20 protein-coding genes and 1 tRNA gene are annotated in these 22,958 nt (G+C 63.9%); 8 read left to right on the top strand and 13 right to left on the bottom strand.

Going from position 1 to position 22,958, the window contains the following annotated elements; all coding sequences use genetic code 11:
• Positions 1-78 precede the first annotated feature (78 nt).
• Entirely contained in the window at positions 79-1,464 is a 1,386-nt protein-coding gene (gene hemN / locus F757_RS0116335; RefSeq protein WP_027212331.1) for an oxygen-independent coproporphyrinogen III oxidase, read from the top strand.
• Positions 1,465-1,569: 105 nt separating this feature from the next.
• Positions 1,570-1,654: transfer RNA gene (locus F757_RS0116330), tRNA-Leu, on the top strand.
• Positions 1,655-1,922: 268 nt separating this feature from the next.
• On the opposite strand, the gene F757_RS0116325 is transcribed toward F757_RS0116330, so the two are convergent.
• A complete protein-coding gene (locus F757_RS0116325) occupies positions 1,923-3,314 on the bottom strand; it encodes an amino acid permease (protein ID WP_027212330.1) in 1,392 nt (463 codons plus the stop codon).
• A gap of 213 nt (positions 3,315-3,527) precedes the next feature.
• Here F757_RS0116325 and F757_RS0116320 point away from each other — a divergent pair, with 213 nt between their 5' ends.
• Positions 3,528-4,400, top strand: coding sequence for an alpha/beta fold hydrolase (locus F757_RS0116320; RefSeq protein WP_027212329.1), 873 nt, complete (start codon positions 3,528-3,530; stop codon positions 4,398-4,400).
• 50 nt (positions 4,401-4,450) lie between these two features.
• Here the strand turns inward: F757_RS0116320 and F757_RS0116315 are convergent, their stop codons facing one another.
• The 8 genes from F757_RS0116315 to F757_RS0116280 all read right to left on the bottom strand — a co-directional run bounded on the left by F757_RS0116315 (position 4,451) and on the right by F757_RS0116280 (position 13,997).
• Positions 4,451-5,284, bottom strand: a complete 834-nt coding sequence (locus tag F757_RS0116315) for a M55 family metallopeptidase (protein ID WP_013340249.1) — start codon at positions 5,282-5,284, stop codon at positions 4,451-4,453.
• Positions 5,284-6,408: a DmpA family aminopeptidase gene (locus F757_RS0116310; protein ID WP_027212328.1), complete on the bottom strand. Its 1,125-nt coding sequence runs from the start codon at positions 6,406-6,408 to the stop codon at positions 5,284-5,286. The genes F757_RS0116315 and F757_RS0116310 overlap by 1 nt, the downstream gene beginning before the upstream one ends.
• Complete coding sequence (gsiD, locus tag F757_RS0116305; protein ID WP_027212327.1) at positions 6,405-7,310, bottom strand: glutathione ABC transporter permease GsiD; 906 nt, start codon at positions 7,308-7,310, stop codon at positions 6,405-6,407. Before gsiD ends, F757_RS0116310 begins: the two co-directional genes overlap by 4 nt.
• A 7-nt stretch (positions 7,311-7,317) precedes the next feature.
• Positions 7,318-8,238 (bottom strand): glutathione ABC transporter permease GsiC, encoded by a 921-nt coding sequence (gene gsiC / locus F757_RS0116300; RefSeq protein WP_027212326.1) that lies wholly within the window; start codon positions 8,236-8,238, stop codon positions 7,318-7,320.
• A gap of 111 nt (positions 8,239-8,349) precedes the next feature.
• On the bottom strand, positions 8,350-9,912 hold the full coding sequence (gsiB, locus tag F757_RS0116295; RefSeq protein WP_027212325.1) for a glutathione ABC transporter substrate-binding protein GsiB: 1,563 nt from the start codon (positions 9,910-9,912) through the stop codon (positions 8,350-8,352).
• Positions 9,913-10,016: 104 nt separating this feature from the next.
• Positions 10,017-11,939 (bottom strand): dipeptide ABC transporter ATP-binding protein, encoded by a 1,923-nt coding sequence (locus F757_RS0116290; protein ID WP_027212324.1) that lies wholly within the window; start codon positions 11,937-11,939, stop codon positions 10,017-10,019.
• Between the two features lie 58 nt (positions 11,940-11,997).
• Positions 11,998-12,993: an isoaspartyl peptidase/L-asparaginase family protein gene (locus tag F757_RS0116285; protein WP_027212323.1), complete on the bottom strand. Its 996-nt coding sequence runs from the start codon at positions 12,991-12,993 to the stop codon at positions 11,998-12,000.
• Positions 12,990-13,997, bottom strand: coding sequence for a MurR/RpiR family transcriptional regulator (locus tag F757_RS0116280; RefSeq protein ID WP_027212322.1), 1,008 nt, complete (start codon positions 13,995-13,997; stop codon positions 12,990-12,992). The genes F757_RS0116285 and F757_RS0116280 overlap by 4 nt, the downstream gene beginning before the upstream one ends.
• Before the next feature lie 427 nt (positions 13,998-14,424).
• On the opposite strand from F757_RS0116280, the gene F757_RS0116275 reads away from it, so the two are divergent.
• Together F757_RS0116275 and F757_RS0116270 are read left to right on the top strand one after the other, a co-directional pair.
• The gene (locus F757_RS0116275) at positions 14,425-15,144 is read left to right on the top strand and encodes a 16S rRNA pseudouridine(516) synthase (protein ID WP_027212321.1); all 720 of its coding nucleotides are present in this window, start codon (positions 14,425-14,427) and stop codon (positions 15,142-15,144) included.
• A 169-nt stretch (positions 15,145-15,313) separates the two neighbouring features.
• Complete coding sequence (locus tag F757_RS0116270; protein WP_027212320.1) at positions 15,314-15,502, top strand: hypothetical protein; 189 nt, start codon at positions 15,314-15,316, stop codon at positions 15,500-15,502.
• A 193-nt stretch (positions 15,503-15,695) separates the two neighbouring features.
• Here the strand turns inward: F757_RS0116270 and F757_RS0116265 are convergent, their stop codons facing one another.
• Positions 15,696-16,736: an NAD-dependent dehydratase gene (locus F757_RS0116265; RefSeq protein WP_027212319.1), complete on the bottom strand. Its 1,041-nt coding sequence runs from the start codon at positions 16,734-16,736 to the stop codon at positions 15,696-15,698.
• 155 nt (positions 16,737-16,891) lie between these two features.
• On the opposite strand from F757_RS0116265, the gene F757_RS0116260 reads away from it, so the two are divergent.
• The 3 genes from F757_RS0116260 (at position 16,892) to F757_RS0116250 (ending at position 20,033) form a co-directional block, all read left to right on the top strand.
• On the top strand, positions 16,892-17,923 hold the full coding sequence (locus F757_RS0116260) for a CDP-6-deoxy-delta-3,4-glucoseen reductase (RefSeq protein WP_027212318.1): 1,032 nt from the start codon (positions 16,892-16,894) through the stop codon (positions 17,921-17,923).
• A gap of 440 nt (positions 17,924-18,363) precedes the next feature.
• Positions 18,364-19,548, top strand: coding sequence for an acetylornithine transaminase (locus tag F757_RS0116255; RefSeq protein ID WP_027212317.1), 1,185 nt, complete (start codon positions 18,364-18,366; stop codon positions 19,546-19,548).
• 17 nt (positions 19,549-19,565) lie between these two features.
• Positions 19,566-20,033 (top strand): GNAT family acetyltransferase, encoded by a 468-nt coding sequence (locus F757_RS0116250; RefSeq protein ID WP_027212316.1) that lies wholly within the window; start codon positions 19,566-19,568, stop codon positions 20,031-20,033.
• Between the two features lie 163 nt (positions 20,034-20,196).
• Here F757_RS0116250 and F757_RS0116245 read toward each other — a convergent pair whose 3' ends face one another.
• The 3 genes from F757_RS0116245 to F757_RS0116235 all read right to left on the bottom strand — a co-directional run bounded on the left by F757_RS0116245 (position 20,197) and on the right by F757_RS0116235 (position 22,941).
• Positions 20,197-20,901 carry an ABC transporter ATP-binding protein gene (locus tag F757_RS0116245; RefSeq protein WP_027212315.1) on the bottom strand — a complete coding sequence of 235 codons (705 nt, stop codon included), beginning with the start codon at positions 20,899-20,901 and terminating at the stop codon, positions 20,197-20,199.
• Between the two features lie 17 nt (positions 20,902-20,918).
• On the bottom strand, positions 20,919-21,692 hold the full coding sequence (locus F757_RS0116240; RefSeq protein ID WP_013340264.1) for an ABC transporter ATP-binding protein: 774 nt from the start codon (positions 21,690-21,692) through the stop codon (positions 20,919-20,921).
• A 79-nt stretch (positions 21,693-21,771) separates the two neighbouring features.
• Positions 21,772-22,941 carry an ABC transporter permease subunit gene (locus tag F757_RS0116235; RefSeq protein WP_027212314.1) on the bottom strand — a complete coding sequence of 390 codons (1,170 nt, stop codon included), beginning with the start codon at positions 22,939-22,941 and terminating at the stop codon, positions 21,772-21,774.
• Between the last annotated feature and the right edge of the window lie 17 nt (positions 22,942-22,958).

The following is a 22,958-nucleotide window of genomic DNA, read 5'->3' as shown; positions in this document are numbered from 1 at the left end:
CCACGCGGTGAGCAGCAGGACTGCACAAGCAGCACGACCGGCGCCTCCATCACGGCGGCCATCCATGACGAGCCTCTCATGACCACCGCCAATCCGCTGTTCCGCCCCGACCTGCTCGCCAAGTACAACGCGAACGGCCCACGGTATACGTCCTATCCAACGGCCCTTCAGTTCCGCGACGACTTCGACCCCGGAGCCTATCTGCGTGCTGCCGCCGATCCGGGCGCCTCGGCCCTGGACCTTTCGCTGTACTTCCATATCCCGTTTTGCGACACGGTTTGTTTTTACTGCGGCTGCAACAAGATCGCGACAAAAAACCGCGCGCACGCCCGGCCGTACCTCGAACGGTTGAAACGCGAAATTGCCTTGCAGGCCGCGTGTTTCGATACGCGCCGGCCGGTGTCGCAATTACACCTGGGCGGCGGCACGCCAACCTTCATGTCGAACGACGAACTCGCCGAGTTGCTCGGCACTGCGCGCGAGCATTTCACCTTCGTGCCTGACGACGAGGCCGAATATTCGATCGAAGTCGATCCACGCGAAGCATCGCCCGAGACCATTGCGCATCTGCGCAAGCTCGGCTTCAATCGCCTGAGCCTCGGCGTGCAGGACTTCGATCCGCTGGTGCAGAAGGCCATCAACCGGATTCAACCGCTCGACATGACCGCCTCGGTCATGCAGGCGGCGCGGCACGCCGGCTTTCATTCGATCGGCGTCGACCTGATCTACGGGCTGCCGCATCAGACCGTGGAGAGCTTTAGCCGCACGCTCGACACGATGATCGAGCTCGCACCCGATCGCCTGTCGGTGTTCGCTTATGCGCACATGCCGCAACTCTTCAAGATGCAGCGCCGGATGGATGCGGCGACGCTGCCCTCGCCTGCCATGCGTCTTGCAATCCTGCAATGCGTGGTGGAGCGTCTGACCGCGGCGGGCTACGTCTATATCGGCATGGATCACTTTGCGCTACCCACCGACGAACTCGCGCGCGCGCAGGCACAGCGCACCTTGCATCGCAACTTCCAGGGCTACAGCACGCGGGCCGAATGCGATCTGATCGGCTTCGGCGCTTCGTCCATCGGCAAGGTGGGCGACGTCTACGCGCAGAACGCGAAAGAGCTGCCCGCCTATGCCGCCGCGATCGACGCCGGCCAACTCGCGATCACGCGCGGCGTGCGGCTGAGTGCCGACGACCGTCTGCGGCGCGACGTCATCACGCAGTTGATGTGCAATCTCGAGTTGCGCTTCGACGAATTCGAGGCGATGTACGGCATCCACTTCGCCGATACGTTCGAGCCCGAACTGGAACGCTTGCGCGGCTTCGAGCAAGACGGTCTTGTGTCGCTCAGCAATCGCAAGCTAGAAGTGCAGACGGCCGGGCGCATGCTCGTGCGCAACATCGCGATGGTGTTCGACCGCTATCTCGGCCAGCAGACGCTGGAACGGTTTTCGCGCACCGTTTGAACAGGTACCGATGGCGACTGCAAGCGGCTTGCCCGTCGGCTGATTTTCGGCCATAATCTGCGTCTTCGCCGCGCGAGAGCTTTTGACGCGTGCGCTGCAAGACCTGCCCAGGTGGTGAAATTGGTAGACGCAGGGGACTCAAAATCCCCCGCCGCAAGGCGTGCCGGTTCGATTCCGGCCCTGGGCACCAAACATTTTCGTCGTCAGTTCTGAGAAGTCACAGGACGAAATCGCAAACCCGCGCTAGCCGAACGCTTCGCGGGTTTTTTGCTTTGGCGGCCGCAAACGCCCGAGCCTTCCTTGTCCGCTGCGGGAGCACTCGAAAAAAGTGCGACCCGCCGAACAACGGAAAACATAAACCGCAAACACAGCCGAGCGGAACAGCAGCAGCGGCGAGCCGCCACGCCGCCCGACTCAACGGTCGGCCGAGAAGCGCTGCGCCCGCCCTGCTTCCACGCTCAGCTCTGCGGCCCAGCCACCCGCGCCGTGCCGTGCGCGGCCGCACGCCGACGTTTGAACGCATACCCCACCCACATCACCACCAGCCACACCGGCACAAGCAACACAGAAACCGACAGGCCCGGGGTCATCGCAAGAATCACGAGGATCAGCGCCATGAAGGCGAGGCAGACCCAGTTGCTCACAGGAAACCAGAACGACTTGAAAACGAGCGTCTCACCTGCGGCAACCATCGCCCGTCGCGACTTCAGATGCGTCAGGCTGATCAACGCCCAGTTCAGGACCAGCGCCGCCACCACGAGCGCCATCAGCAAGCCGAGCGCTTCGGCCGGAATCAGATAATTGACGATCACGCACGTGAACGTGGCGAGCGCCGACAAACCGATGGCCATATACGGCACGCCGCGCCGGTCGACCTTCATCAGCGCGCGCGGCGCGTTGCCCTGTTCAGCGAGGCCGTACAGCATGCGGCTGTTCGCATAAACGCCGCTGTTGTACACCGACAGCGCCGCGGTCAACACCACCACGTTTAGCACGTTGGCGGTGAGCGTGGAACCGATCTGCGAAAAGATCATCACGAACGGGCTGCCGCCCGCCGCGACCTCGTTCCACGGATACAGCGAAAGCAGCACCGCGAGCGAGCAGATGTAGAAAATCAGAATCCGGTAGATCACCTGATTCACGGCTTTCGGAATGCTCTTTTGCGGCTCATCCGCCTCTGCCGCGGTAATGCCAATCAGCTCCAGCCCGCCGAACGAAAACATGATGACGGCCAGCATCGTGAAAAGGCCATGAAAGCCATGCGGGAAAAATCCGCCGTGGCTCCAGAGATTGCTGATCGACGCCTGCGGCCCACCCTGCCCGCTAAAAAGCAGATAGCCGCCGAACACGATCATGCCGATCACAGCCGCCACCTTGATGATCGCAAACCAGAACTCCGTCTCGCCATATGCCTTGACGTTCGCCAGGTTGATCGCATTGATACCGGCGAAGCAGACCAGCGCCGAGACCCACGTGGGAACGCCCGGCCACCAGTAGTGAACGTACGTGCCGACCGCCGTCAGTTCGGCCATGCTGACGAGCACATACAGCACCCAGTAATTCCAGCCTGACAGAAAGCCGGGAAAGTCGCCCCAATACTTGTACGCGAAGTGGCTGAACGAGCCCGCCACCGGTTCCTGGGCGACCATTTCGCCTAACTGGCGCATGATCATGAAGGCGATGATGCCGCCGATGGCATAGCCGAGAATCATCGACGGCCCCGCGGCCTGCAACACGCTCGCCGAGCCGAGAAAGAGGCCGGTGCCGATCGCGCCGCCGAGTGCGATCAGTTGGATATGGCGATTCTTGAGCCCGCGCTTCAGGCCGTCTTGCTGTGGTGCATTGTTCAAATTACGCCCCAGTGTATGGATTTCCGATCGCCCGGCCAGACTTGTGGTCCGTCCCGGCAGAACCCAAAATTTTACCGCGACCGATATTGCCCAAATACTGGTGGCAACCCGCGCTTCGTGCTTAGCCGCACCTTCGGCCGCGGATAGGGATTGTCACTGCCGCACCGCTTCTGTATGTTGCCGTAGTCGGTTTTTTGCCTCCGGAGATTCAGCATGCCGCTCAAACGCCCGCTTTGCGCCGCCGTCTTGTGTCTCTGTTTCGCGGGGTCCGGCGCGTTCGCGCAAAGTTCCGCGCCCGCTGCGGTGCCGCAGACTCCGCCTTCGACCGCCTCCGGCATGACGCCCGCGCGTGAGCCCGCGCATGAGCCCGCCGCCGCGCCGATGACAGGCCCGGTGCGCAACGTCGTGCTGGTGCACGGCGCATTCGTCGACGGCTCAAGTTGGAACGGCGTCGTCGCGAAACTGCAGCAGAAAGGCTATCGCGTGAGCTCCGTGCAAAACCCGCTCACTTCGCTCGCCGACGACGCCGCCGCGACGCGCCGCGTACTGGCCCGCCAGCAAGGGCCGACCATTCTTGTCGGCCATTCGTGGGGCGGTGTGGTCATTACCGAAGTGGGCGCGAATGCGCCGAACGTCGCCGGCCTCGTGTACGTCGCGGCAATTGCGCCGGACCGCAACGAATCAACAATGGATCTCATGAAACGCGCCGCGCCGATGCCGGCGGGCGCAGGTATCGTGAAGGACTCGAGCGGTTTTCTATGGCTTGACCGCAGCAGGTATCACGCGGATTTCGCCGCCGACGTCTCCGAAAACGTGACGCGCGTGCTGTCCGCCGCGCAGGTGCCGATCGCCGCGGCCGCTTTCGACGAAACGGTCAGCCAGGTCGCGTGGAAAGAGAAGCCGTCGTGGTATGTGCTGACGACTAAAGACCGCGCGGTGTCGCCGGATGTCGAAAGATTCATGGCGGAGCGTATGGGCGCGACCATCGTGCCGATCGCGTCGAGCCATCTCGCACCGGTGTCGCATGCGGGCGCGATTGCCGAGGTGATCGACCGCGCCGCACGCGAATTGAGCCGCCAGCAGTAGTGCCCGGCCGCGTGCGCTTTGGGCTACCACTTGCGGCCACCATACGGCGACTACCGCAGCATGAACGACATCGCCGACAAACAGTTCAGCATGCGCACCGCATGTTCCGCCGACGCCGCGCTAAAGCGCAACGTAACGGCATCGACACGCGTGAGCGTCGGCCATTGGCAGAACAGATCGGCAAGCCCGCTTGTCTGCACACGCAGCTCGCACTCGACAGGCTTTGCCGCAGCGCGCGCGGCTTGCGGCGCCCGACCCGCGGCGAGATGCTGCTGCACGACCTCGCGGGCCGCGCTCTGAATAGCCGCGCGAGCACTCGCAGGCGACTGCGTGACACCGCTCGCATGTCCCGTCGCGCTCTTCGTCACGACAAAGCGTGCGCCCGGAAAACGCGGCGCGGTTTCCTCGGCGAATACATCGTCGCCGGATAAAAGCGCTACCTGTGCGCCATATTCTTCAGCCAGCGCGCCATACAGACCCGCCTCGCCGACCTCGACACCGTTCAGCGAAACGCGGGCGAACGCAAAGCTGTTGATGGTATGCGCGAGAATGCCGCGCGTTTGCGCCATCGCGTGATAGCCGATCATGAAGACGAGCGCCGCGCCGTATTCGAGGCCCGCCATCATGCCGAGCGTGCGCGGCTTGCCGAGCACCACCTGGGCGCGCTCGTCGAGCAGATCGGGCAGCAGGTTGCGAAAGCCGCCGTGCGAGTCGTTGACCCACACTTGCGTCGCGCCGCCGGCAAATGCACCTTCGATTGCAGCGTTGGCTTCGAGCGTCATCCAGCGGCGCGCGGCTTCGTATTCGCCATTGCCCGCCCGCGTCTGCTCCGTGTGAAAAACGCCGGCGACGCCTTCGATGTCGGCAGAAATAAGGACTTTCATCAGGAAGTATGTTTGAGTAATTGCGCGAGATCGGGAACGCTCTCGCGTAGCGACAGACGCCGACGGCCGTCGCGTCCGGTCACGGATTCTGCGCTCCACAGCGCGTCGAGAATGGCCTGTTCGACGCTGTCGGCACAGGCGCGAAAAAGCGGGTCCATGCACTGATCGGCAACGAGCGGCGGCAACTCAACGTACTGCGCGCGATGCGGCACCGTGTAGGCCGTCGAGAACGCGAGCGCTATGTCGCCGCTGCCGTGGCCATATACAGAGCCCGTCCGCGCGAGTCCCGCTGCCGCGCGCAACGAGAGGCGTTTGAGCTGACGCGCGTCGAGCGGCGCGTTGGTGGCGACGATCATGATGATCGAGCCTTGTTCCGGCTTCGTGTCCCCGGCAACGTTTGCTGCATGCGCCGACGGTCGTGCGTCTGCGTTCGCCGCGCGCTGCGCAAGCACGCGCCCTACAGGATGACCGTCCACAACCAGCATCGGCAAACGCCCAAAGTTCGCGAGCACCATCGCGCCGACCGTGTACTCGCGCCCCGCTGCCTGCACCACTCGCGAAGCATTGCCGATGCCGCCCTTCAGATCGAAGCACGACATGCCGCGCCCCGCTCCGACCGAGCCGCTCGCCACGTTCGTGCTGGCCGCAGCGCAGGCGTCGTTGTAGTGCCGTTCGTCGACGGCAAGCGCCTGAATATCGTTCAGGTAGCCGTCGTTGCATTCGAACACGAGCGGGTTGACGGTCGGCCACTCGCGGCCGATGCTCGGGTTGGCCCGCGCGGCCGCGCGAATCTGCGCCTGCGCCACCGCGCCCACGCTGAACGTATTGGTCAACGCAATCGGCGTTTCGAGCGTGCCGAGTTCGTCGAGCTGCACGAGCCCGGCACTCTTGCCAAAGCCGTTGATCACCGAGGCCGCCGCCGGCACTTTGTCGACGAACGGATCGCCCGCATGCGGACGAATCACGGTCACGCCGGTTTGCAGCGCGCCATGAGCCAGCGTGCAATGTCCGACGCTCACACCGTGGACGTCGGCAATCGTGCCGAGCGGCCCGCCCGGCAATTCGCCGACATGCGGCGGGCTTGGCAACTCCCCCGGGTCATGCAATGGCGCCAGGGCACTCATGGGCGGTCCAGTTTCGGGTCGAGCGCATCGCGCAAACCATCGCCGAGCAGGTTGAACGCGAGCACCGTGAGGAAAATCGCGAGGCTCGGGAACAGTGCGATATGCGGAGCCGTCACCATATCCGCACGCGCTTCGTTGAGCATGGCGCCCCACTCGGGCGTGGGCGGCTGGGCGCCGAGTCCGAGAAACGACAGACTCGCGGCCGTGATGATCGAGGTGCCGATGCGCATCGTGAAGTACACGACAACCGACGAGATCGTGCCCGGCAGGATATGACGCACGATGATCGTCCAGTCCGACGCGCCGATACTGCGCGCCGCCTCGATATACGTGAGTTGCTTGAGCATCAGCGTGTTGCCGCGCACGAGTCGCGCAAATGCCGGAATACTGAAGATTGCCACCGCGCAGATCACGTTGATCATGCCGTTGCCGAGAATCGCCACCACGCCAATGGCAAGCAGAATGCCCGGAAAAGCGAACAGCACGTCGGCCACGCGCATCGTGATGCGATCCCACCAGCCTTCGTAATAGCCCGCCAGCAAGCCGAAGAATGTGCCGATCACCGCGCCTATCGCAACGGAAAGGAATCCGGCTTCGAGTGAGATGCGCGAGCCCCCGACGATGCGGCTGAAAATGTCGCGGCCCAATGAATCGACGCCGAACCAGTGCGCAGCCGAAGGCCCTGCGTTCAACGCGTCGTAGTCGAAGAAATTCTCCGGGTCGTAGGGCACGATATGCGGCGCGGCAATCGCGAGCGCGACCAGCAGCAGCACGAAAATACCGGCGGCGAGCGCCACGTGCTGCTTGCGGAACTTGCGCCAGAACTCGCTCCACGGCGTACGGATAGCGCGCTCGGCGCGCACGGGTTTGGCCGCATTCGGCTCGGTGGCTGTCGTGCTCATGCGGGCCTCACTTGAAACGGATAGTCGGATTGATCACAGCGTACAACACGTCCACGACCAGATTGATGATGATGAATTCCAGCGAGAACAACAGTACTTCCGCCTGAATCACCGGGTAGTCGCGCATCGACACGGCATCCACCAGCAGACGCCCGAGCCCCGGCCAGTTGAACACCACTTCGACCACGATCGAGCCGCCGAGCAGAAAGCCGAATTGCAGCCCCATCATCGTGACGACAGGAATCATGGCGTTACGCAGGCAATGTTTGACGATCACGAGCCGCTCCGGCACGCCCTTCGCGCGCGCGGTACGCACAAAGTCTTCATTCATCACTTCGACGAAGGAGGCGCGCGTGAAGCGCGCCATCACCGCCGCCACAGCCGCGCCTAGCGTGAGCGATGGCAGGATGTAGCTCTGCCATGAACCGTCGCCGACAATGGGCAACCAGCCGAGCTTTACCGAGAAGACCTCCATCAGCAGCATGCCGAGCGCGAACGCGGGAAACGAGATGCCCGACACGGCCAACGTCATACCGAGCCGGTCCGGCCAGCGATTGCGCCATACCGCCGAGACAATGCCGATGCCCATGCCGAGCACCACCGCCCATACCATGCTTGCGATGGTGAGCAGCAGCGTAGGCATGAAGCGCTCGCCGATCTCCTCGCTGACCGGCCGCTTGCTGCGCGTCGAGGTGCCGAAGTCGCCATGCGCGATCTTCACGAAGAAGCGCGCGAATTGCTGCGGCATCGGCTTGTCCAGCCCGAGATCGGCGCGCACCAGCGCGACGGTCGCTTCGTCGGCATCCGGGCCGGCGGCGAGCCGCGCCGGATCGCCCGGTAGAAGATGCACGAATAGAAAGACCAGCACCGCGACGATAAAGAGCGTCGGCAGCAAGCCAAAGAGACGTTTGACGAGGAAGTTCAGCATTAAAGCTCAATCCGGCAATGATACAGGCAACGAAATATCACGTACTGCGCTCACGCGAACGTGCGGCGCCGCGTGTCCTTTCAGAACTTGCAGCGCCACACGCCCGGCTCGTTACTTGATCGCGATTTCGTCGAAGTTGAACGAACCGTCCGGCGCGACGTAAGCACCCGACAGACGTTTGCTGCGCGCATACACGACCTTTTCCTTGACGAGGAAAATCCACGGCGCGTCGGCCCAGATGCGTTTTTGCGCATCCGTGTAGAGCGCGGCCTTCTTCGTGCGGTCGGTGGTTTCGAGCGCCTGCTTCAGATCGCTGTCGACGGTGTCGTTCTTGTAGTACGCGGTATTGACCATCTTCGGCGGGAACGAGACCGACGCGAGCAGCGGCGTGATCGCCCAGTCAGACTCGCCCGTCGACGAAGACCAGCCGGCGTAGTACATACGCACCGGCGCGGTGGCCGCGTCCTGCGCGCTTTCCACCTTCGCGACACGCTGCCCCGCCTCGAGGGCTTCCACCTGCGCCTTGATGCCGACCTGCGCCAGTTGCTGCTGCACGAACTGGATCACCTTCTGTGCGGTCGAGTAGTTGTACGCGGACCACAGCGTCGTTTCGAAGCCGTTCGGATAGCCCGCTTCCTTCAGCAGCGCGCGCGCCTTGGCCGGATCATACGGCCACGGCCCGAGCTTCACCGCATAGTCGACGCCTTGCGGCACGACGCCGTCAGCCGGCGTCGCGTAACCGGCGAACACGACCTTGGTCAGTGCCTCCTTGTTGACTGCATAGTTCAGCGCCTCGCGCACCTTCGGATTGTCGAACGGCTTCTGGTTCATGTTCAGGCTGATATAGCGCTGAATGATCGACGGCGACGCGATCAGATCGACCTTCGGGCTCGACTGCAATTGCGCGGCCTGTTCGAACGGCACCTGGAATGCGAAGTCCGCTTCGCCGGTGCGCATGAGCGCAGCGCGCGTATTGTTGTCGACCACCGGCTTCCAGTCGATTGCATCGATCTTCGGGTAGCCCTTCTTCCAGTAGCCAGCGAACTTCTTCACCGTCAGGTCGCCTGCCGGGTCCCACTTCACGAATTCGAACGGACCCGTGCCGACCGGATGGAACGCGATGTCCTTGCCGTATTTCTTCAGCGCGTCCGGCGAAATCATGACCGCCGACGGATGCGCGAGCACGTTGACGAACGCCGAGAACGGCGCCTTGAGCGTGATTTTCACCGTGTACGGATCGACCACCTCGGTCTTCTCGATACGGTTGAACATGTTGTAGCGCTTGAGCTTGTTCGCCGGGTCCGTCACGCGGTCGAAGTTCGCCTTCACTGCCGCGGCATTGAAGTCCGTGCCGTCCTGGAACTTCACGCCGTGCCGCAGCTTGAACGTGTAGACGCGCGCGTCCGGGCTTGCTTCGTAGCTGTCGGCGAGCACGTTGACGAGCTTCATGTCCTTGTCGAAGCCGAACAGCCCTTGATAGAACGACTTCGCGACGGCTTGCGAGAGCGTGTCGTTGGCATCGTACGGATCGAGCGTCGTGAAGGTCGACGCAACGGCCATCACGGCCGTGGTTTGCGCATGCGCGGCGCTACCCGCGAGCATCGCGAACACGACTGCGCCGCCGCTGAGCAGCGCGCGCAAACGAAACGGAGAAGACGGGACCAGCAGGTTCATGAGTGGGCTCCAGGCTGCAAGTTGAGACAGGTTGGGTTGTGGTTTCGACGATTGGCTCCGGCGGATTGCGCCGGAGCTTGTTGTTCACTGCTTTGACCGCTCTTTCAGTACGCGCCGCCCACGCGGTGCTGCGCGACGAAGTGATCCGGGCCGACGGCGACGAGCGGCGCCACAGCGGGTTCATCGTTCAATGCGCGGATCGGGCTTGGAATCTCATCGGCGGCCAGCATGCGTTTCGCGTGGCGCCGCGCCGGGTCCGCCACCGGCACCGCGCCCATCAGCTTTCTCGTGTACGGGTGCTGCGGCGCCTCGAACACCGCGCGCCGCGGGCCGATTTCGACGATCTGGCCGAGATACATCACCGCCACGCGATGACTCACGCGCTCGACCACCGCCATGTCGTGCGAGATGAACAGATAGGCCACGCCCAGTTCGCGCTGCAAATCGAGCATCAGGTTGACGATTTGCGCCTGCACCGAGACGTCGAGTGCGGAGACGGATTCGTCGGCAATCACCACTTTCGGATTCAGTGCGAGCGCACGCGCAATTGCGATGCGTTGCCGTTGACCGCCGGAAAACTCGTGCGGATAGCGGCGCGCGGCTTCGGGCGGCAGGCCCACCTTTTCGAGCAGCCAGGCGACGCGCCCCTGTGCCTCGGCGCCTTGCGCGACGCCGTGCACGAGGAGCGGCTCCATGATCGAGAAGCCGACCGTCAGGCGCGGATTGAGCGACGCGAAAGGGTCCTGAAAAATGAACTGGATGTCGCGGCGCAGCGCCTGCAATGCGGCGCCCGTCAGCGAACTGATTTCCTCGCCGTTGAATTCGATCGATCCGCTCTGGCTTTCTACAAGCCGCAACAGCGAGCGGCCGGTAGTGGACTTGCCGCAGCCCGACTCGCCGACAAGCGCGAGCGTTTCGCCCGGCCGCAAGTCGAAGCTGACTTTCTCGACCGCATGCACGCGCCCCGTGAGGCGGCCAAACAGACCACTTCGGACCGGAAAGCGCGTCACCAGATCGCGCACGCGCAGAATGGGCGGCGTGGCTTCGTCGACGCGCGGCTGCGCTTCTTTCGCGACGGCCTCTACGGGGCGCACGGGCTCGTCGGCGCCGCTCACGCTTGCCTGCTCGACCGTCAGAATGGGGAACTTCGCGGGCTGGTCCGTGCCCTGCATCGCGCCCAGACGCGGCACGGCCGCGAGCAGCGCCTTCGTGTAGGCATGCGAAGGCGCGGCAAAGAGCGCGTCCGAAGCGCCCTCTTCCACCTTTTCGCCGCGATACATGACGAGCACACGATCCGCGACTTCGGCAACCACACCCATGTCGTGCGTGATGAAGATCACGCCCATGTTCATCTCGTCCTGCAAGCCGCGAATCAGTTGCAGGATCTGCGCCTGAATGGTCACGTCCAGCGCGGTGGTGGGTTCGTCGGCGATCAGCAAGGCGGGCTTGCACGACAGCGCCATCGCGATCATCACGCGCTGGCGCATGCCGCCGGACAGTTGATGCGGAAAGCGCCCCGCCACGCGCCGCGCCTCGGGAATGCGCACGAGTTCGAGAAGGCGCAGCGTTTCGGCGAAAGCGGCCGAGCGGCTCTTGCCCTGATGCAGCGAGATCGCCTCGCTGATCTGATCGCCCACGGTAAAGACCGGGTTGAGCGAGGTCATCGGCTCCTGGAAGATCATCGCGATGTCGGCGCCGCGAATCGAACGCATGGTGCCCGACGACGCTTTCGCGAGGTCGAGCACGCTGCCGTCGCGGCGCCGGAATGCGATGCTGCCGCCGGCAAGGCGCCCACCGCCATGCTCGATCAGCCGCATCAACGCGAGCGATGTCACCGATTTGCCCGAACCCGATTCGCCCACTATCGCGAGCGTTTCGCCGCGCTCCACGGTGAACGACAGACTGCGCACCGCATTGAAAGTGGTCCCGCCGCTGCGAAACGCAACCGACAGGTTGTCGACCGCCAGCACGCGCTGTGGCGGCAGGGTTTCAATAAGCGGGCTGGCGGTGTGCGATGAAGTCGGCACGGTGGTTCCTTTCTGTTCGAACGCGCGGGCGTTGTCCAACAATATTCAGGTTAGCGAACTAACGGTAGATGGCCGTCACCGGGGTTGCGCCGACATGCGCAAAACCACGGTACATGCCCTCGGTATTGAACGGCAGCACGATGTTGCCGCGCGCGTCCACGGCGATCAGGCCGCCGCGGCCGTCGATCTTCGGCAGGCGGTTCATCACCACGTCGTGCGCGGCTTCCTGCAGAGACACGTTGCGATAGGCCATTTGCGCGGCGACGTCGTAAGCGGCGACCATGCGCATGAACATTTCGCCCGAGCCGGTTGTGGACACCGCGCAGGTGGCGTCGTCGGCATAGCAGCCCGCGCCGATCAGCGGCGCGTCGCCCACGCGGCCCACCTGCTTGTTGGTGATGCCGCCCGTCGAGGTCGCTGCGGCGACGTGGCCGTGCGCGTCGAGCGCAACCGCGCCGACCGTGCCGAACTTGCGGTTCGGATCGATCGGTTCGTGCGGCGTGGGTTCGCCGCCAGCCGCTGCCGACGACGAAAACGCAAAGCTCGCGCCATCGTGATCGAGCATCGCGCGTTGCTGGTCGCGCGCGAGCATCCACTGACGATGACGCGCCTCGGTGCCGAAGTACGCGGGCTCGACGAATTCCACCCCATGCGCGGCCGCGAAGCTCTCGGCCCCTTCGCCGGTAAAAAGCACGTGTTCGCTGCATTCGAGCACGCGGCGCGCGGCCAGAACCGGATTGCGCACGCGCTTCACGCAGCACACCGCGCCAGCTTCGAGGGTACTGCCGTCCATGATCGCCGCGTCGAGTTCGTGTGTGCCCGCCGCCGTGTACACCGCGCCGTGGCCCGCGTTGAAGAGCGGGCAGTCTTCCAGCAGGCGCACGGCTTCGCTCACTGCGTCGAGCGCGCTGCCGCCTTCGGCAAGCACGCGCTGGCCGGCGGTGAGCACCGCGTGCAAAGCCGCGTGATAGTCGGCCTCGGCGCTGGCCGAGAGCGACGCGCGCAAAATCGTGCCCGCGCCGCCGTGAATGGCAATGACTGCGTTGGTGTTCATCGTTTGGATTTGGGTTCGGGTCTGGCTTTGGTCGTGGAAGCTTTGGCAACAGTCGTGCGCGCCGATTCGCGTGCGGCGTCGCCCGAAGCTTTGCCTGCCGGATGGGCGGACACGGAGAGCGGATCGGTGAGCCACGGCAAGACGAATTCGGTGACTTCGGCGGCGGCTTTCACTGAGCGCTTCGCGCGATACGCAACCGCGTCGCACAGAGCCTCGATCACGGCAAGCACCGCCGCGTCCGCGTTCGCCGCAAGCCGGCGTTCCGAGCGCACATACAGCGACAGGTCGGCGAATTGCGCGAGCGGCGAGCGCGGTCCGTCGGTCAGCGCCAGCACGCGTGCGCCGCGCGTGGCTGCGCGGCGCGCAAGTTCGATCGTGTCGTCGACATAACGCGGAAACGCGATGCCGATCACAAGGTCGCCCTCGCCGCAATTGAACAGGCGCCGCGCGGCATGCGAGGGACCGCCAATGAATGCAAGCGACTGCACGTTGTCGTGATACGCCATCAGCCCGTGTTCCATCAAGCCGGCAAGAAACGCGCTCGTGCCCGCGCCGAGCACGAACACGCGGCGCGCTGCGAGGATCGCTTCGACCGCGGCTTCGGCGGCGGCGTTGTCGATGGCGGTGCGCGTGAGGTGCAGATTGTTGGCCGCCTGTTCGAGCGACGCGTCCACTACGTTGTCGCCGGCGGCCAGCGACTCCTGCGCGCTGCGCAAGCGCTCGACCGGTGCCAGCGTCGCCTCGAAGCCGCGCACGAGCGCCTCGCGAAACTGCGGATAACCATCGAAGCCGAGCGTGCGGGCAAAGCGGTTGGCCGTTGCGACAGACGCGCCGACCACGCTCGCCAGTTCGTCGATCCGCATGGTGGCCGCGCGAAACAGATTGGCGAGCACGTACTCGCCCATGCGCCGATGAATCGGCGTGAGCGTGGGCATGGCCGCTTCGATGCGGGCGGCGATGGCCTGCTCAGCCCCGTTGGATGCAACGGACGGTTGATGAATCATGCGGGTGATACAGCGCGGTGGTTAGCGGGAAAGGTTCTTTTTTAGGCAAGCTTGCGGACAAGCTCGCAGGCGACTTGGTGGGCGACGTGCTGGGCGACCCTTGGGCCACTTCGCGGCCAGGTTCATCGCCGACCTGGATCGGCAACTTGCTCGACAACCGCAGGGCCAGCCTCTCGGCAAGCAGCACGGATCGCCTCACCATGTAAGGCGAATGCGTGAAAGTATATTTACATGGAAATCGTCCGAAAAAAAATTCATTTTCATTTTTCCGGGTTTGCCCTGGTGCTGGCTGCATGTTCGAGTTGATTTGCGGCAAGCCACAGCGGGGCCTTGCGAATGCGCCGGACCGCAGGCGGCGTCGCACTGAGCGCGGCTCGGCACGCCCGCTTGGTGCGGTGTCCTCGTGCGGTGTTATTCTTCGCTCGCCATGAATCTCGAAAGCATCCTCTTCACCCAGGGCTTCGGCTCGCGCCGCCAATGCCGCGCGCTGATTGCCGACGCCCGCGTCACGATCGGCGGCATCATATGCACCGACGCCGACGCTGAGTTCCCGGCCGAAGACGCGTCGTTCTGCTTCAACGTCGACGGCGTGATGTGGCCGTACCACGAGCGTGCCTATTTGCTGCTCAACAAGCCGGCGGGCTATGAATGCTCGCGCGATCCGCAGCATCATCTGAGCGTGTTCTGCCTGTTGCCGCCGCAATTCGCCGAGCGGGGCGTGCAATGTGTGGGCCGGCTTGATCAGGACACTACGGGCTTGCTGCTGCTCTCCGACGACGGCAAGTTCGTGCACCTGTTCACGTCGCCCAAGCGCAAGGTGCCGAAAGTGTATGTGGCGAGCACGCGCCATCCTGTCGACGACACGCAGTTGAGCCTGCTGCGCAACGGCGTGCTGCTGCACGGCGAGTCGAAGCCGGTCGCGGCCGTCGCCGCGCAGCTGCGCGGCGAGCGCTCGTTGGCGCTCACCGTGATGGAGGGCAAGTATCACCAGGTCAAGCGGATGATCGCGGCGGCCGGTAATCGTTGCGAAGCGCTGCATCGCGAGCGCGTGGGCGGACTGGCATTGCCGGCGACGCTCGCGCCGGGCGCATGGCAATGGCTTGACGAAGCCGCGCTCGAATCGCTCCGGGCAACGCCGAACACGTAACCTTGAACCGCTTGCGCGCTGGGCTTGCGCGACCGTCGGCGCAATCCATGTACGCGAACGCAGCTTCAAAGCAACGCTGCCGCACGGACGCTGCGACGCAGCATGCGGTTCGTCATGCCTCGCCCTATACTCGTCTAAACAAAGACTAGAAAGCGCTCAAGGAGGGGCCATGATTGTCCATAGCGGAGTCATGAACTCATATGTGATGGTGGCGTTCGCGTTTCTCGCGGTGTTGCTGATCGGCGCACTGCTGGTCGCAATGCGGCTGCGACACAAATACCATCCCAACCTGATAGGCGCGTTGATCGGCGGGTTGCTGTGTTTCCTGTTGCTCGAGGCGCTGCCGGCTCTTACCTGAGCGGCGCGGCCGCCGGCGCATCCGGTGCGGCTGTCACGCCCCGCCGTTCCGGCCGGCGGCCGCGCCTGCCCGCATTTTTCGCATCTTTCGTATTTCCCGCACGTCGCGAGGCGCCTTTGTCATGGCTGCCGTGTTGCGGGGCTTTTTGCGGCTCGCGACGCGGCTGGCGCGCTGCACGCTGACGCCGCACACGTTACTTCGCGTCTGCCTTGCCGGCCCCTGCCTCGCGCAGAAAGTGCCCGACGCTCGGATAGCGCAAGCGCACACCCAGCTCTTCCTTCAGGCGGCGATTCAAGAGCCGCCTCGATTCGCGCATGAACGACAGCAAGGTCGGCTCGATCTGCTGCTCCGCTTGCGCTCGTGTGATGCGCGGCGGTCGCGCCAAGCCGAATGCATCGGCGACCAGATCGAAGTACTCGCCCATCTTCAGCGAGGAGTCGTCGGACGCATGGACCACGCGCGCCGGCCGCCCGCGCGTGGCGAGGCGCACGAGGATCGCGGCGAGATCGTCGGCGTGAATGTGATTGGTGTAGACGTCGTCCGCGTCGATCAATGCAGGCGTGCGCTTTTCGAGCCGCGCAAGCGGCAGGCGATTGCCCGCATAAATGCCAGGAATCCGCGCGATGCTCGCGGCAATCGTGCCGCGGGCCGTCGCGCGCCGCAGTTGGCGTTCGGCGCACACGCGCCGCTTCGCCCGCGCATTGGCCGGCTCCGCACTACGTGTCTCGTCGATCCACGCGCCGCCGCAATCGCCGTACACGCCCGTGGTGCTCGCGTAAACCAGGCGCAGCGGCGCACGCGAAGCGGCGGTGCGGCGAACACCGTCGGGTACAATATTGGCTGGTTCAGTTGCTGCCCACGAGGCGCGCGCGCGGCGCAAGCGTCCAATCGGCGCAAAGCTGCCAGCCGTGCGCGGCAAGGCAACGTCGCGGCGCATGCCCAAGGTGGCGAGCAACGCGCGGGTACGGCGGTCGTCGTCGCCGGTTTTCTGCGGAGGGGCGAGATGCAGCACGGTCGGCGCGAGGCCCGCAAGCCGTTTCAGGCTGCGGCGATCGTCGAGATCGCCGAGCAACGGCGAGACACCGGCAGCGCGCAATTCGGCGCTGCGCTCCGCGTGGCTGGTAAGGGCGAAGACGTGAGCGTGCGGCCGCAGCAGTGGCACACAGCGCATGCCGACATCGCCGCAACCTACGATCAACACGCGCGGACGGCGGAAGGTTCGTGTCGCTTTCATGGTGCACGCATTGTAGCCGTCAAGCGCCGCGGGCAGCGGACGCCGGTGTTGCCGGCTCTGTTGGCGCTGTAGTTCCTGCCGGTCTCACTGGGCTCGCTCGTCTCACTGGCCTTGCGACCAATTTACGATTACCGACTTTTCCATTTCGCACACTTATGGCATTCAACGTCACGCTCCGGCAAAGCGGCCGGCAGTTTCAGGTAGAACAGGACGAACCGGTACTGACCGCGGCATTGCGTCAGGGCATCGGCCTGCCGTACGGCTGCAAGAACGGCGCGTGCGGTTCGTGCAAGGGCGCCGTGGTGAGCGGCCAGGTGGAGCAGCGCGCGCACTCGTCGTCGGCATTGTCGAACGAAGAAAAGACGCGTGGCATGGCGCTTTTCTGCTGCGCGACGGCGTGCTCGGATCTGGAAATCGACATTCGCGAAGTCGCGGGCGTGGGCGACGTGCAGGTGAAAAAACTGCCGTGCCGCGTGAGCGCAATCGAACGCAAGGCCGACGACGTGATCGTGCTCAAGCTGCAACTGCCGGCGAACGAGCGCCTTCAGTATCTGGCCGGCCAGTACCTCGAATTCATTCTGAAGGACGGCAAGCGCCGCAGCTACTCGATGGCGAACGCGCCGCACGCGGAAGGCCCGATCGAGCTGCATATCCGTCACATGCCCGGCGGCACCTTCACCGACCACGTGTTCAACACGATGAAGGAGCGCGACATCCTGCGCTTCGAGGCACCGCTCGGCACTTTCTTTCTGCGCGAAGACTCGGACAAGCCGATCGTGCTGCTTGCATCGGGCACGGGCTTCGCGCCGCTGAAGGCGATCGTCGAGCACGCGGTATTCAAGAACCTTGACCGCCCGATGACGCTTTACTGGGGGGCGCGTCGCAAGAAAGACCTGTATCTGTTCGAACTCGCCGAGCAATGGGCGCGTGAAATTCCGAACTTCAAGTTCGTGCCGGTGCTCTCGGAGCCGGACGCGAGCGATGCGTGGACGGGCCGTGTCGGCTTCGTGCATCGCGCGGTGATCGAGGACCTGCCCGATCTGTCCGCGTACCAGGTCTACGCGTGCGGTGCGCCCGTGATGGTGGAATCGGCAGTGCGCGATTTCACGCAGCACCATGGCCTGCCCCAGGACGAGTTCTACGCAGACTCGTTCACGAGCGCGGCGGATCTGGCTAACGCAGTCTGAGCGAACGCCGCGGAGCGCGGCCCACGAGCCCCGACGCAATCCGCTGCAACACGTCCCGGCGGGGGCCCAAGCCGCCCAGATCTCTGCACGCAAGGCCCGATCAGCACAGCGATCGAGCTTTGCGCGCATGAGCCGTATGTCAGCATCAAGACAGCCGCGCACAACTCGCGTTTGCGCCCTTTGCCGTGAATCGATGCAAATTCATGGTTTACACCGGCGCTTTCCTTGTCGTATTCTTTCGCGCATGAACCGCATCCAGTCCGAACTTCGACGTCGCCGCTCGCCGCTTCCTTAGGGACGCCGCCGGCTTCGTCACGGATTCGCGCTATACAAAGCGCAAGCTGTTCGAATCATGAAAGCCACGGCATGCCGTGGCTTTTTTGCTTTTCCGCCTCATCCGCCTTCATCCACCTCTTACCCGCTGTCTGGAGCCTGCCGTCATGAATTTCAATGAGTATCCGATCGAGTCGCTGATGTACATCACCAACCGGCCCGAAATCGTTTTCACGCACGGCAAGGGCTCGTGGCTCTACGACAACAACGGCAAGCGCTACCTGGACTTCATTCAGGGCTGGGCGGTCAATTCTCTCGGTCATTGCAACGAAGGCATGATCGAAGCACTGAACACACAGGCGAAGCTGCTCTTCAATCCGTCGCCGGCTTTCTACAACGAGCCGATGGCCAAACTCGCCGGCCTGCTCACGCAGCATAGCTGCTTCGACAAGGTGTTCTTCGCGAACAGCGGCGCGGAAGCGAACGAAGGCGCAATCAAGCTTGCTCGCAAGTGGGGCAGGAAATTCAAGGACGGCGCGTTCGAGATCATCACCTTCGATCACAGCTTCCACGGCCGCACGCTCGCAACCATGTCGGCAAGCGGCAAGCCGGGCTGGGACACGATCTACGCGCCGCAAGTACCGGGCTTTCCGAAAGCGGATCTGAACGACATCGCGTCGGTCGAAAAGCTGATCAATGCAAAGACGGTTGCGGTGATGCTTGAGCCGATCCAGGGCGAAGGCGGCGTGATTCCCGCCACGCGCGAATTCATGCAACAACTGCGCGAGCTGACCCGCAAGCACAACCTGCTACTGATCGTCGACGAAGTGCAAAGCGGTTGTGGCCGCGCGGGCACGTTGTTCGCGTATGAGCTGTCGGGCATCGAGCCGGACATCATGACGCTCGGCAAGGGCATCGGCGGCGGCGTGCCGCTCGCGGCGCTGCTCTCGAAAGCCGAGGTCGCGGTATTCGAAGCGGGCGACCAGGGCGGCACCTACAACGGCAATCCGTTGATGACGGCGGTCGGCTATTCGGTGATCTCGCAACTCACGGCGCCGGGCTTCCTCGAAGGCGTGCGCGCGCGCGGCGACTATCTGCGCGCAAAGCTGCTGGAGTTGTCGGAAGAGCGCGGCTTCAAGGGCGAGCGCGGCGAAGGTCTGCTGCGGGCGCTGCTGCTCGGCAAGGACATCGGCAACCAGATCGTCGAGAAGGCGCGCGACATGCAGCCCGACGGTCTGCTGCTGAACGCCGCGCGCCCGAACCTGCTGCGCTTCATGCCGGCGCTCAACGTCACCAACGAAGAAATCGACCAGATGATGGCGATGCTACGTTCGATTCTCGACACGCTGTAACGAAACCGGAGCACCTGATGAGCACGAGCGACGCGCTTTGCATCCGCCGCTTCGACGCACACGACACGCCTGCGGTGATTGCGCTTTGGCAGCAGGCTTTTCCAGAGTATCGGGACGCGACGAAGCCGCAGCGCAATCCGCATCTGTCGATTGCCAACAAGCTCGCCACTCAGCCGGAGCTGTTTTTCGTGGCGGTGCTGAACGAGCGCGTGGTCGGCACGGTGATGGGCGGCTACGACGGTCACCGCGGCTGGCTCTACTCGCTCGCGGTGGACGAAGCGTGGCGGCGGCACCGCATCGGCACGCGGCTCGTCGCGCATGTCGAAGAGGCGTTGACCGCGCTCGGCTGCCCGAAGCTGAATCTACAGGTGTTGTCCGCAAAGCGCGAGGTGCGCGCGTTTTACGAGGCGCTAGGCTACCGCGCGGACGAAGTGGTCAGCCTCGGCAAGCGTCTTGGCGAGTTGGCCGCTACTGCGGCGGGTTGAAGACGGCGCGCCGCACGCTCCATCAAGGCCCTACAAAGACGAAGGCCGCATGCGTCTGCTTACGCATGCGGCCTTTTTTCAGCGGCGGTGAAGGTGAGTGACTAACTACTCGCTTATCACCTGCGCGCGTTACCTGCGCTTATCACCAGGTTACTCAGCTAGCTCACTCACCCAGATAAGCTGCCCGCACCTTCGGATCGTCCAACATCTGCTTCGCGTCGCCGGACATGGTGACAAGACCGGAGTCCATCACATAGCCGCGGTTCGCCGCCTGCAGCGCGAGACGCGCATTCTGCTCGACGAGCAGCACCGTCATGCCTTCGGCGGAAATCGCGCGCACCACTTCGAAGATCTTCTCGACCATGATCGGCGACAGACCCATCGACGGTTCGTCGAGCAGCAACAGCTTGGGCTTGGAGATGATCGCGCGCGCCATCGCCAGCATCTGCTGCTCGCCACCCGAGAGCGTGCCCGCGAACTGCGTGGCGCGCTCCTTCAGACGCGGGAAGAAGCCGAACATGCGCTCGACGTCGGCCTTGATGCCGTCGCTGTCGCTGCGCAGGTACGCGCCCATTTGCATATTCTCGACAATCGACATGCGCGCGAAGATGCCGCGGCCTTCCGGCACCATCGCGAGGCCGCGCTTGAGCAGCTCGTGCGGCGGCACGCCCTTGATCGACTGGCCCATGTACTCGATGTCGCCCGCCGCGTACGGCTTCAGACCCGTGATTGCCTTCATCGTCGTGGTCTTGCCCGCGCCGTTCGCGCCGATCAGCGTGACGAGTTCGCCCTGCCCGACTTCGAGGTCGATGCCCTTGACTGCCTGGATGCCGCCGTAATTGACCTGCAGGCCCTTGATTTTCAACATGGTTTGCGTCGTGGACATCAGTGGACTCCTGCACCCAGATAAGCTTCGATCACCTTAGGATCCTTCTGCACGTCTTGCGGCAGACCTTGCGCGATCACCTTGCCGTAGTCGAGCACCGTCATCTGGTTGCACAGACCCATGACGAGCTTCACGTCGTGCTCGATGAGCAGGATCGTCTTGCCGTCGGCGCGGATCTTGTCGAGCAGGCGCGTGAGTTCGACCTTCTCCGTCGCGTTCATGCCGGCGGCGGGTTCGTCGAGCGCGAGCAGTTTCGGATCCGTTGCCAGCGCGCGCGCAATCTCCAGACGGCGCTGGTGGCCATACGACAGATTGCGCGACGTGTAGTCCGCGTACTGCGCAATGCCGACGTACTCCAGCAGTTCGATCGCGCGCTCCTTGATCTCGCGCTCTTCCTTGCGCTCGGCCGGCGTCTGGAACACTGCGCCGAGCAGGCCGTGCTTCGTGCGCACATGCCGGCCCACCATCACGTTTTCCAGCGCGGTCATGCCGCCGAACAGACGAATGTTCTGGAACGTGCGCGCAATGCCGGCCTTCGCCACCTGATACACCGCGGTCGGCGTGTAGTTCTGGCCGTCGAGCTTGAAGTCCCCCGAGTCGGGCGTGTAGAGGCCCGTAATCACGTTAAAGAACGTGGTCTTGCCGGCGCCATTCGGGCCGATCAAACCGTAGATCTGGCCGGCCTTGATTTCCAGGCCGACGTCGGACAGCGCCTGCAAACCGCCAAAACGCTTGTTGACGCCTTTCACCGACAGTCGAATGTTGTCGCTCATGTATGTTCTCCTTTGTCGACCGGAGCTCGCGCTTTCGCGCCCTGCTCCGGTCCCATGCGGGGCCGCGGCCCTGCGCCGGTTACGCGCGCACCGGCTTCTTGCCGGCCCGTTTCGACAGTTTCGCAATCTTGTCTTCGTGCTTCGGCGAAGGCCACAGACCTTCGGAGCGGTACAGCATGATCAGCACCATTGCGAGTGCGTAGACCAGCTGACGGATCACTTCCGTGTCGACGATCTCATGGCCAAAGATCATGTGCTGCAGCGGGCCCATAGTCGAGCGCAGGAATTCCGGCAGCACAGCGAGCAGCACAGCGCCGAGAATCACGCCCGGAATGTGGCCCATGCCGCCCAGCACCACGCAAGCCAGAACGACGATGGACTCCGGCAGCGTGAACGATTCCGGCGACACGAAGCCCTGGAACGCGCCGAACATCGCGCCCGACAGGCCGCCGAACGACGCGCCCATCGCGAATGCCAGCAGCTTCACGTTACGCGTGTTGATGCCCATGGCCTTGGCGGCAATTTCGTCTTCGCGGATCGCGGCCCAGGCACGGCCGATACGCGAATGCTGCAACCGCGTACACACCCAGATCACCAGCAGCGCGGCCAGCACGAACAGGTAGTAGTACGAGTACACCGATGGGAACTGCATACCGAACAGCGAGTGCGTCTGCGAGAGGCTGAAGTCGCCCAGATGCACCGGCGCGATCGCCGTGATGCCCTTGGGGCCGTTCGTGATGTTCACCGGACGGTCGAGGTTGTTCAGGAAGATCCGCACGATTTCCCCGAAGCCCAAGGTCACGATGGCGAGGTAGTCCCCACGCAAACGGAGCGTCGGCGCACCGAGCAGCACGCCGAACAGCGCGGCGATCGCCATCGCGCAAGGCACGATGATGAGGAACGGCACATGCAGACCGTTCGGCGCAATGTGCGCGATCCACTCGAACTGCGACGACAGGTGCGGCGAGGACAGCAGCGCCGCCGTGTACGCGCCGACCGCGTAGAACGCGATGTAGCCGAGGTCCAGCAGGCCGGCGAAGCCCACCACCACATTGAGGCCGAGCGCGAGCATCACGTACAGCATCGCGAAGTCGAGCACGCGGACCCAGTAGTTGCCGCCGGCGGTGCCAATGATCATCGGCGCGGCGATCACGAGCACAGCGGTGATGATGCCGACCGTCAGCGTCTTCGCCAGGTTGCGTTCGGGAATGAGCGTCGTGGACGGCTCGATCGGTTGAATTGAGGTCATTTGATTTACTCCTTGGC

Source organism: Burkholderia sp. WSM2232, from assembly GCF_000472545.1.
Taxonomy (GTDB): domain Bacteria; phylum Pseudomonadota; class Gammaproteobacteria; order Burkholderiales; family Burkholderiaceae; genus Paraburkholderia.
The sequence above is the reverse complement of the archived record's forward strand: the minus strand, read 5'-3'. Positions and strand labels throughout refer to the sequence as shown.

Bases quoted from the DNA above. Each gene is read 5' to 3' on its own strand.
- hemN (WP_027212331.1), top strand. From the start codon at position 79: ATGACCACCGCCAATCCGCTGTTCCGCCCCGACCTGCTCGCCAAGTAC.
- F757_RS0116320 (WP_027212329.1), top strand. From the start codon at position 3,528: ATGCCGCTCAAACGCCCGCTTTGCGCCGCCGTCTTGTGTCTCTGTTTC.
- F757_RS0116315 (WP_013340249.1), bottom strand. From the start codon at position 5,284: ATGAAAGTCCTTATTTCTGCCGACATCGAAGGCGTCGCCGGCGTTTTT.
- F757_RS0116310 (WP_027212328.1), bottom strand. From the start codon at position 6,408: ATGAGTGCCCTGGCGCCATTGCATGACCCGGGGGAGTTGCCAAGCCCG.
- gsiD (WP_027212327.1), bottom strand. From the start codon at position 7,310: ATGAGCACGACAGCCACCGAGCCGAATGCGGCCAAACCCGTGCGCGCC.
- gsiC (WP_027212326.1), bottom strand. From the start codon at position 8,238: ATGCTGAACTTCCTCGTCAAACGTCTCTTTGGCTTGCTGCCGACGCTC.
- gsiB (WP_027212325.1), bottom strand. From the start codon at position 9,912: ATGAACCTGCTGGTCCCGTCTTCTCCGTTTCGTTTGCGCGCGCTGCTC.
- F757_RS0116285 (WP_027212323.1), bottom strand. From the start codon at position 12,993: ATGAACACCAACGCAGTCATTGCCATTCACGGCGGCGCGGGCACGATT.
- F757_RS0116280 (WP_027212322.1), bottom strand. From the start codon at position 13,997: ATGATTCATCAACCGTCCGTTGCATCCAACGGGGCTGAGCAGGCCATC.
- F757_RS0116275 (WP_027212321.1), top strand. From the start codon at position 14,425: ATGAATCTCGAAAGCATCCTCTTCACCCAGGGCTTCGGCTCGCGCCGC.
- F757_RS0116270 (WP_027212320.1), top strand. From the start codon at position 15,314: ATGATTGTCCATAGCGGAGTCATGAACTCATATGTGATGGTGGCGTTC.
- F757_RS0116265 (WP_027212319.1), bottom strand. From the start codon at position 16,736: ATGAAAGCGACACGAACCTTCCGCCGTCCGCGCGTGTTGATCGTAGGT.
- F757_RS0116260 (WP_027212318.1), top strand. From the start codon at position 16,892: ATGGCATTCAACGTCACGCTCCGGCAAAGCGGCCGGCAGTTTCAGGTA.
- F757_RS0116255 (WP_027212317.1), top strand. From the start codon at position 18,364: ATGAATTTCAATGAGTATCCGATCGAGTCGCTGATGTACATCACCAAC.
- F757_RS0116250 (WP_027212316.1), top strand. From the start codon at position 19,566: ATGAGCACGAGCGACGCGCTTTGCATCCGCCGCTTCGACGCACACGAC.
- F757_RS0116245 (WP_027212315.1), bottom strand. From the start codon at position 20,901: ATGTTGAAAATCAAGGGCCTGCAGGTCAATTACGGCGGCATCCAGGCA.
- F757_RS0116240 (WP_013340264.1), bottom strand. From the start codon at position 21,692: ATGAGCGACAACATTCGACTGTCGGTGAAAGGCGTCAACAAGCGTTTT.
- F757_RS0116235 (WP_027212314.1), bottom strand. From the start codon at position 22,941: ATGACCTCAATTCAACCGATCGAGCCGTCCACGACGCTCATTCCCGAA.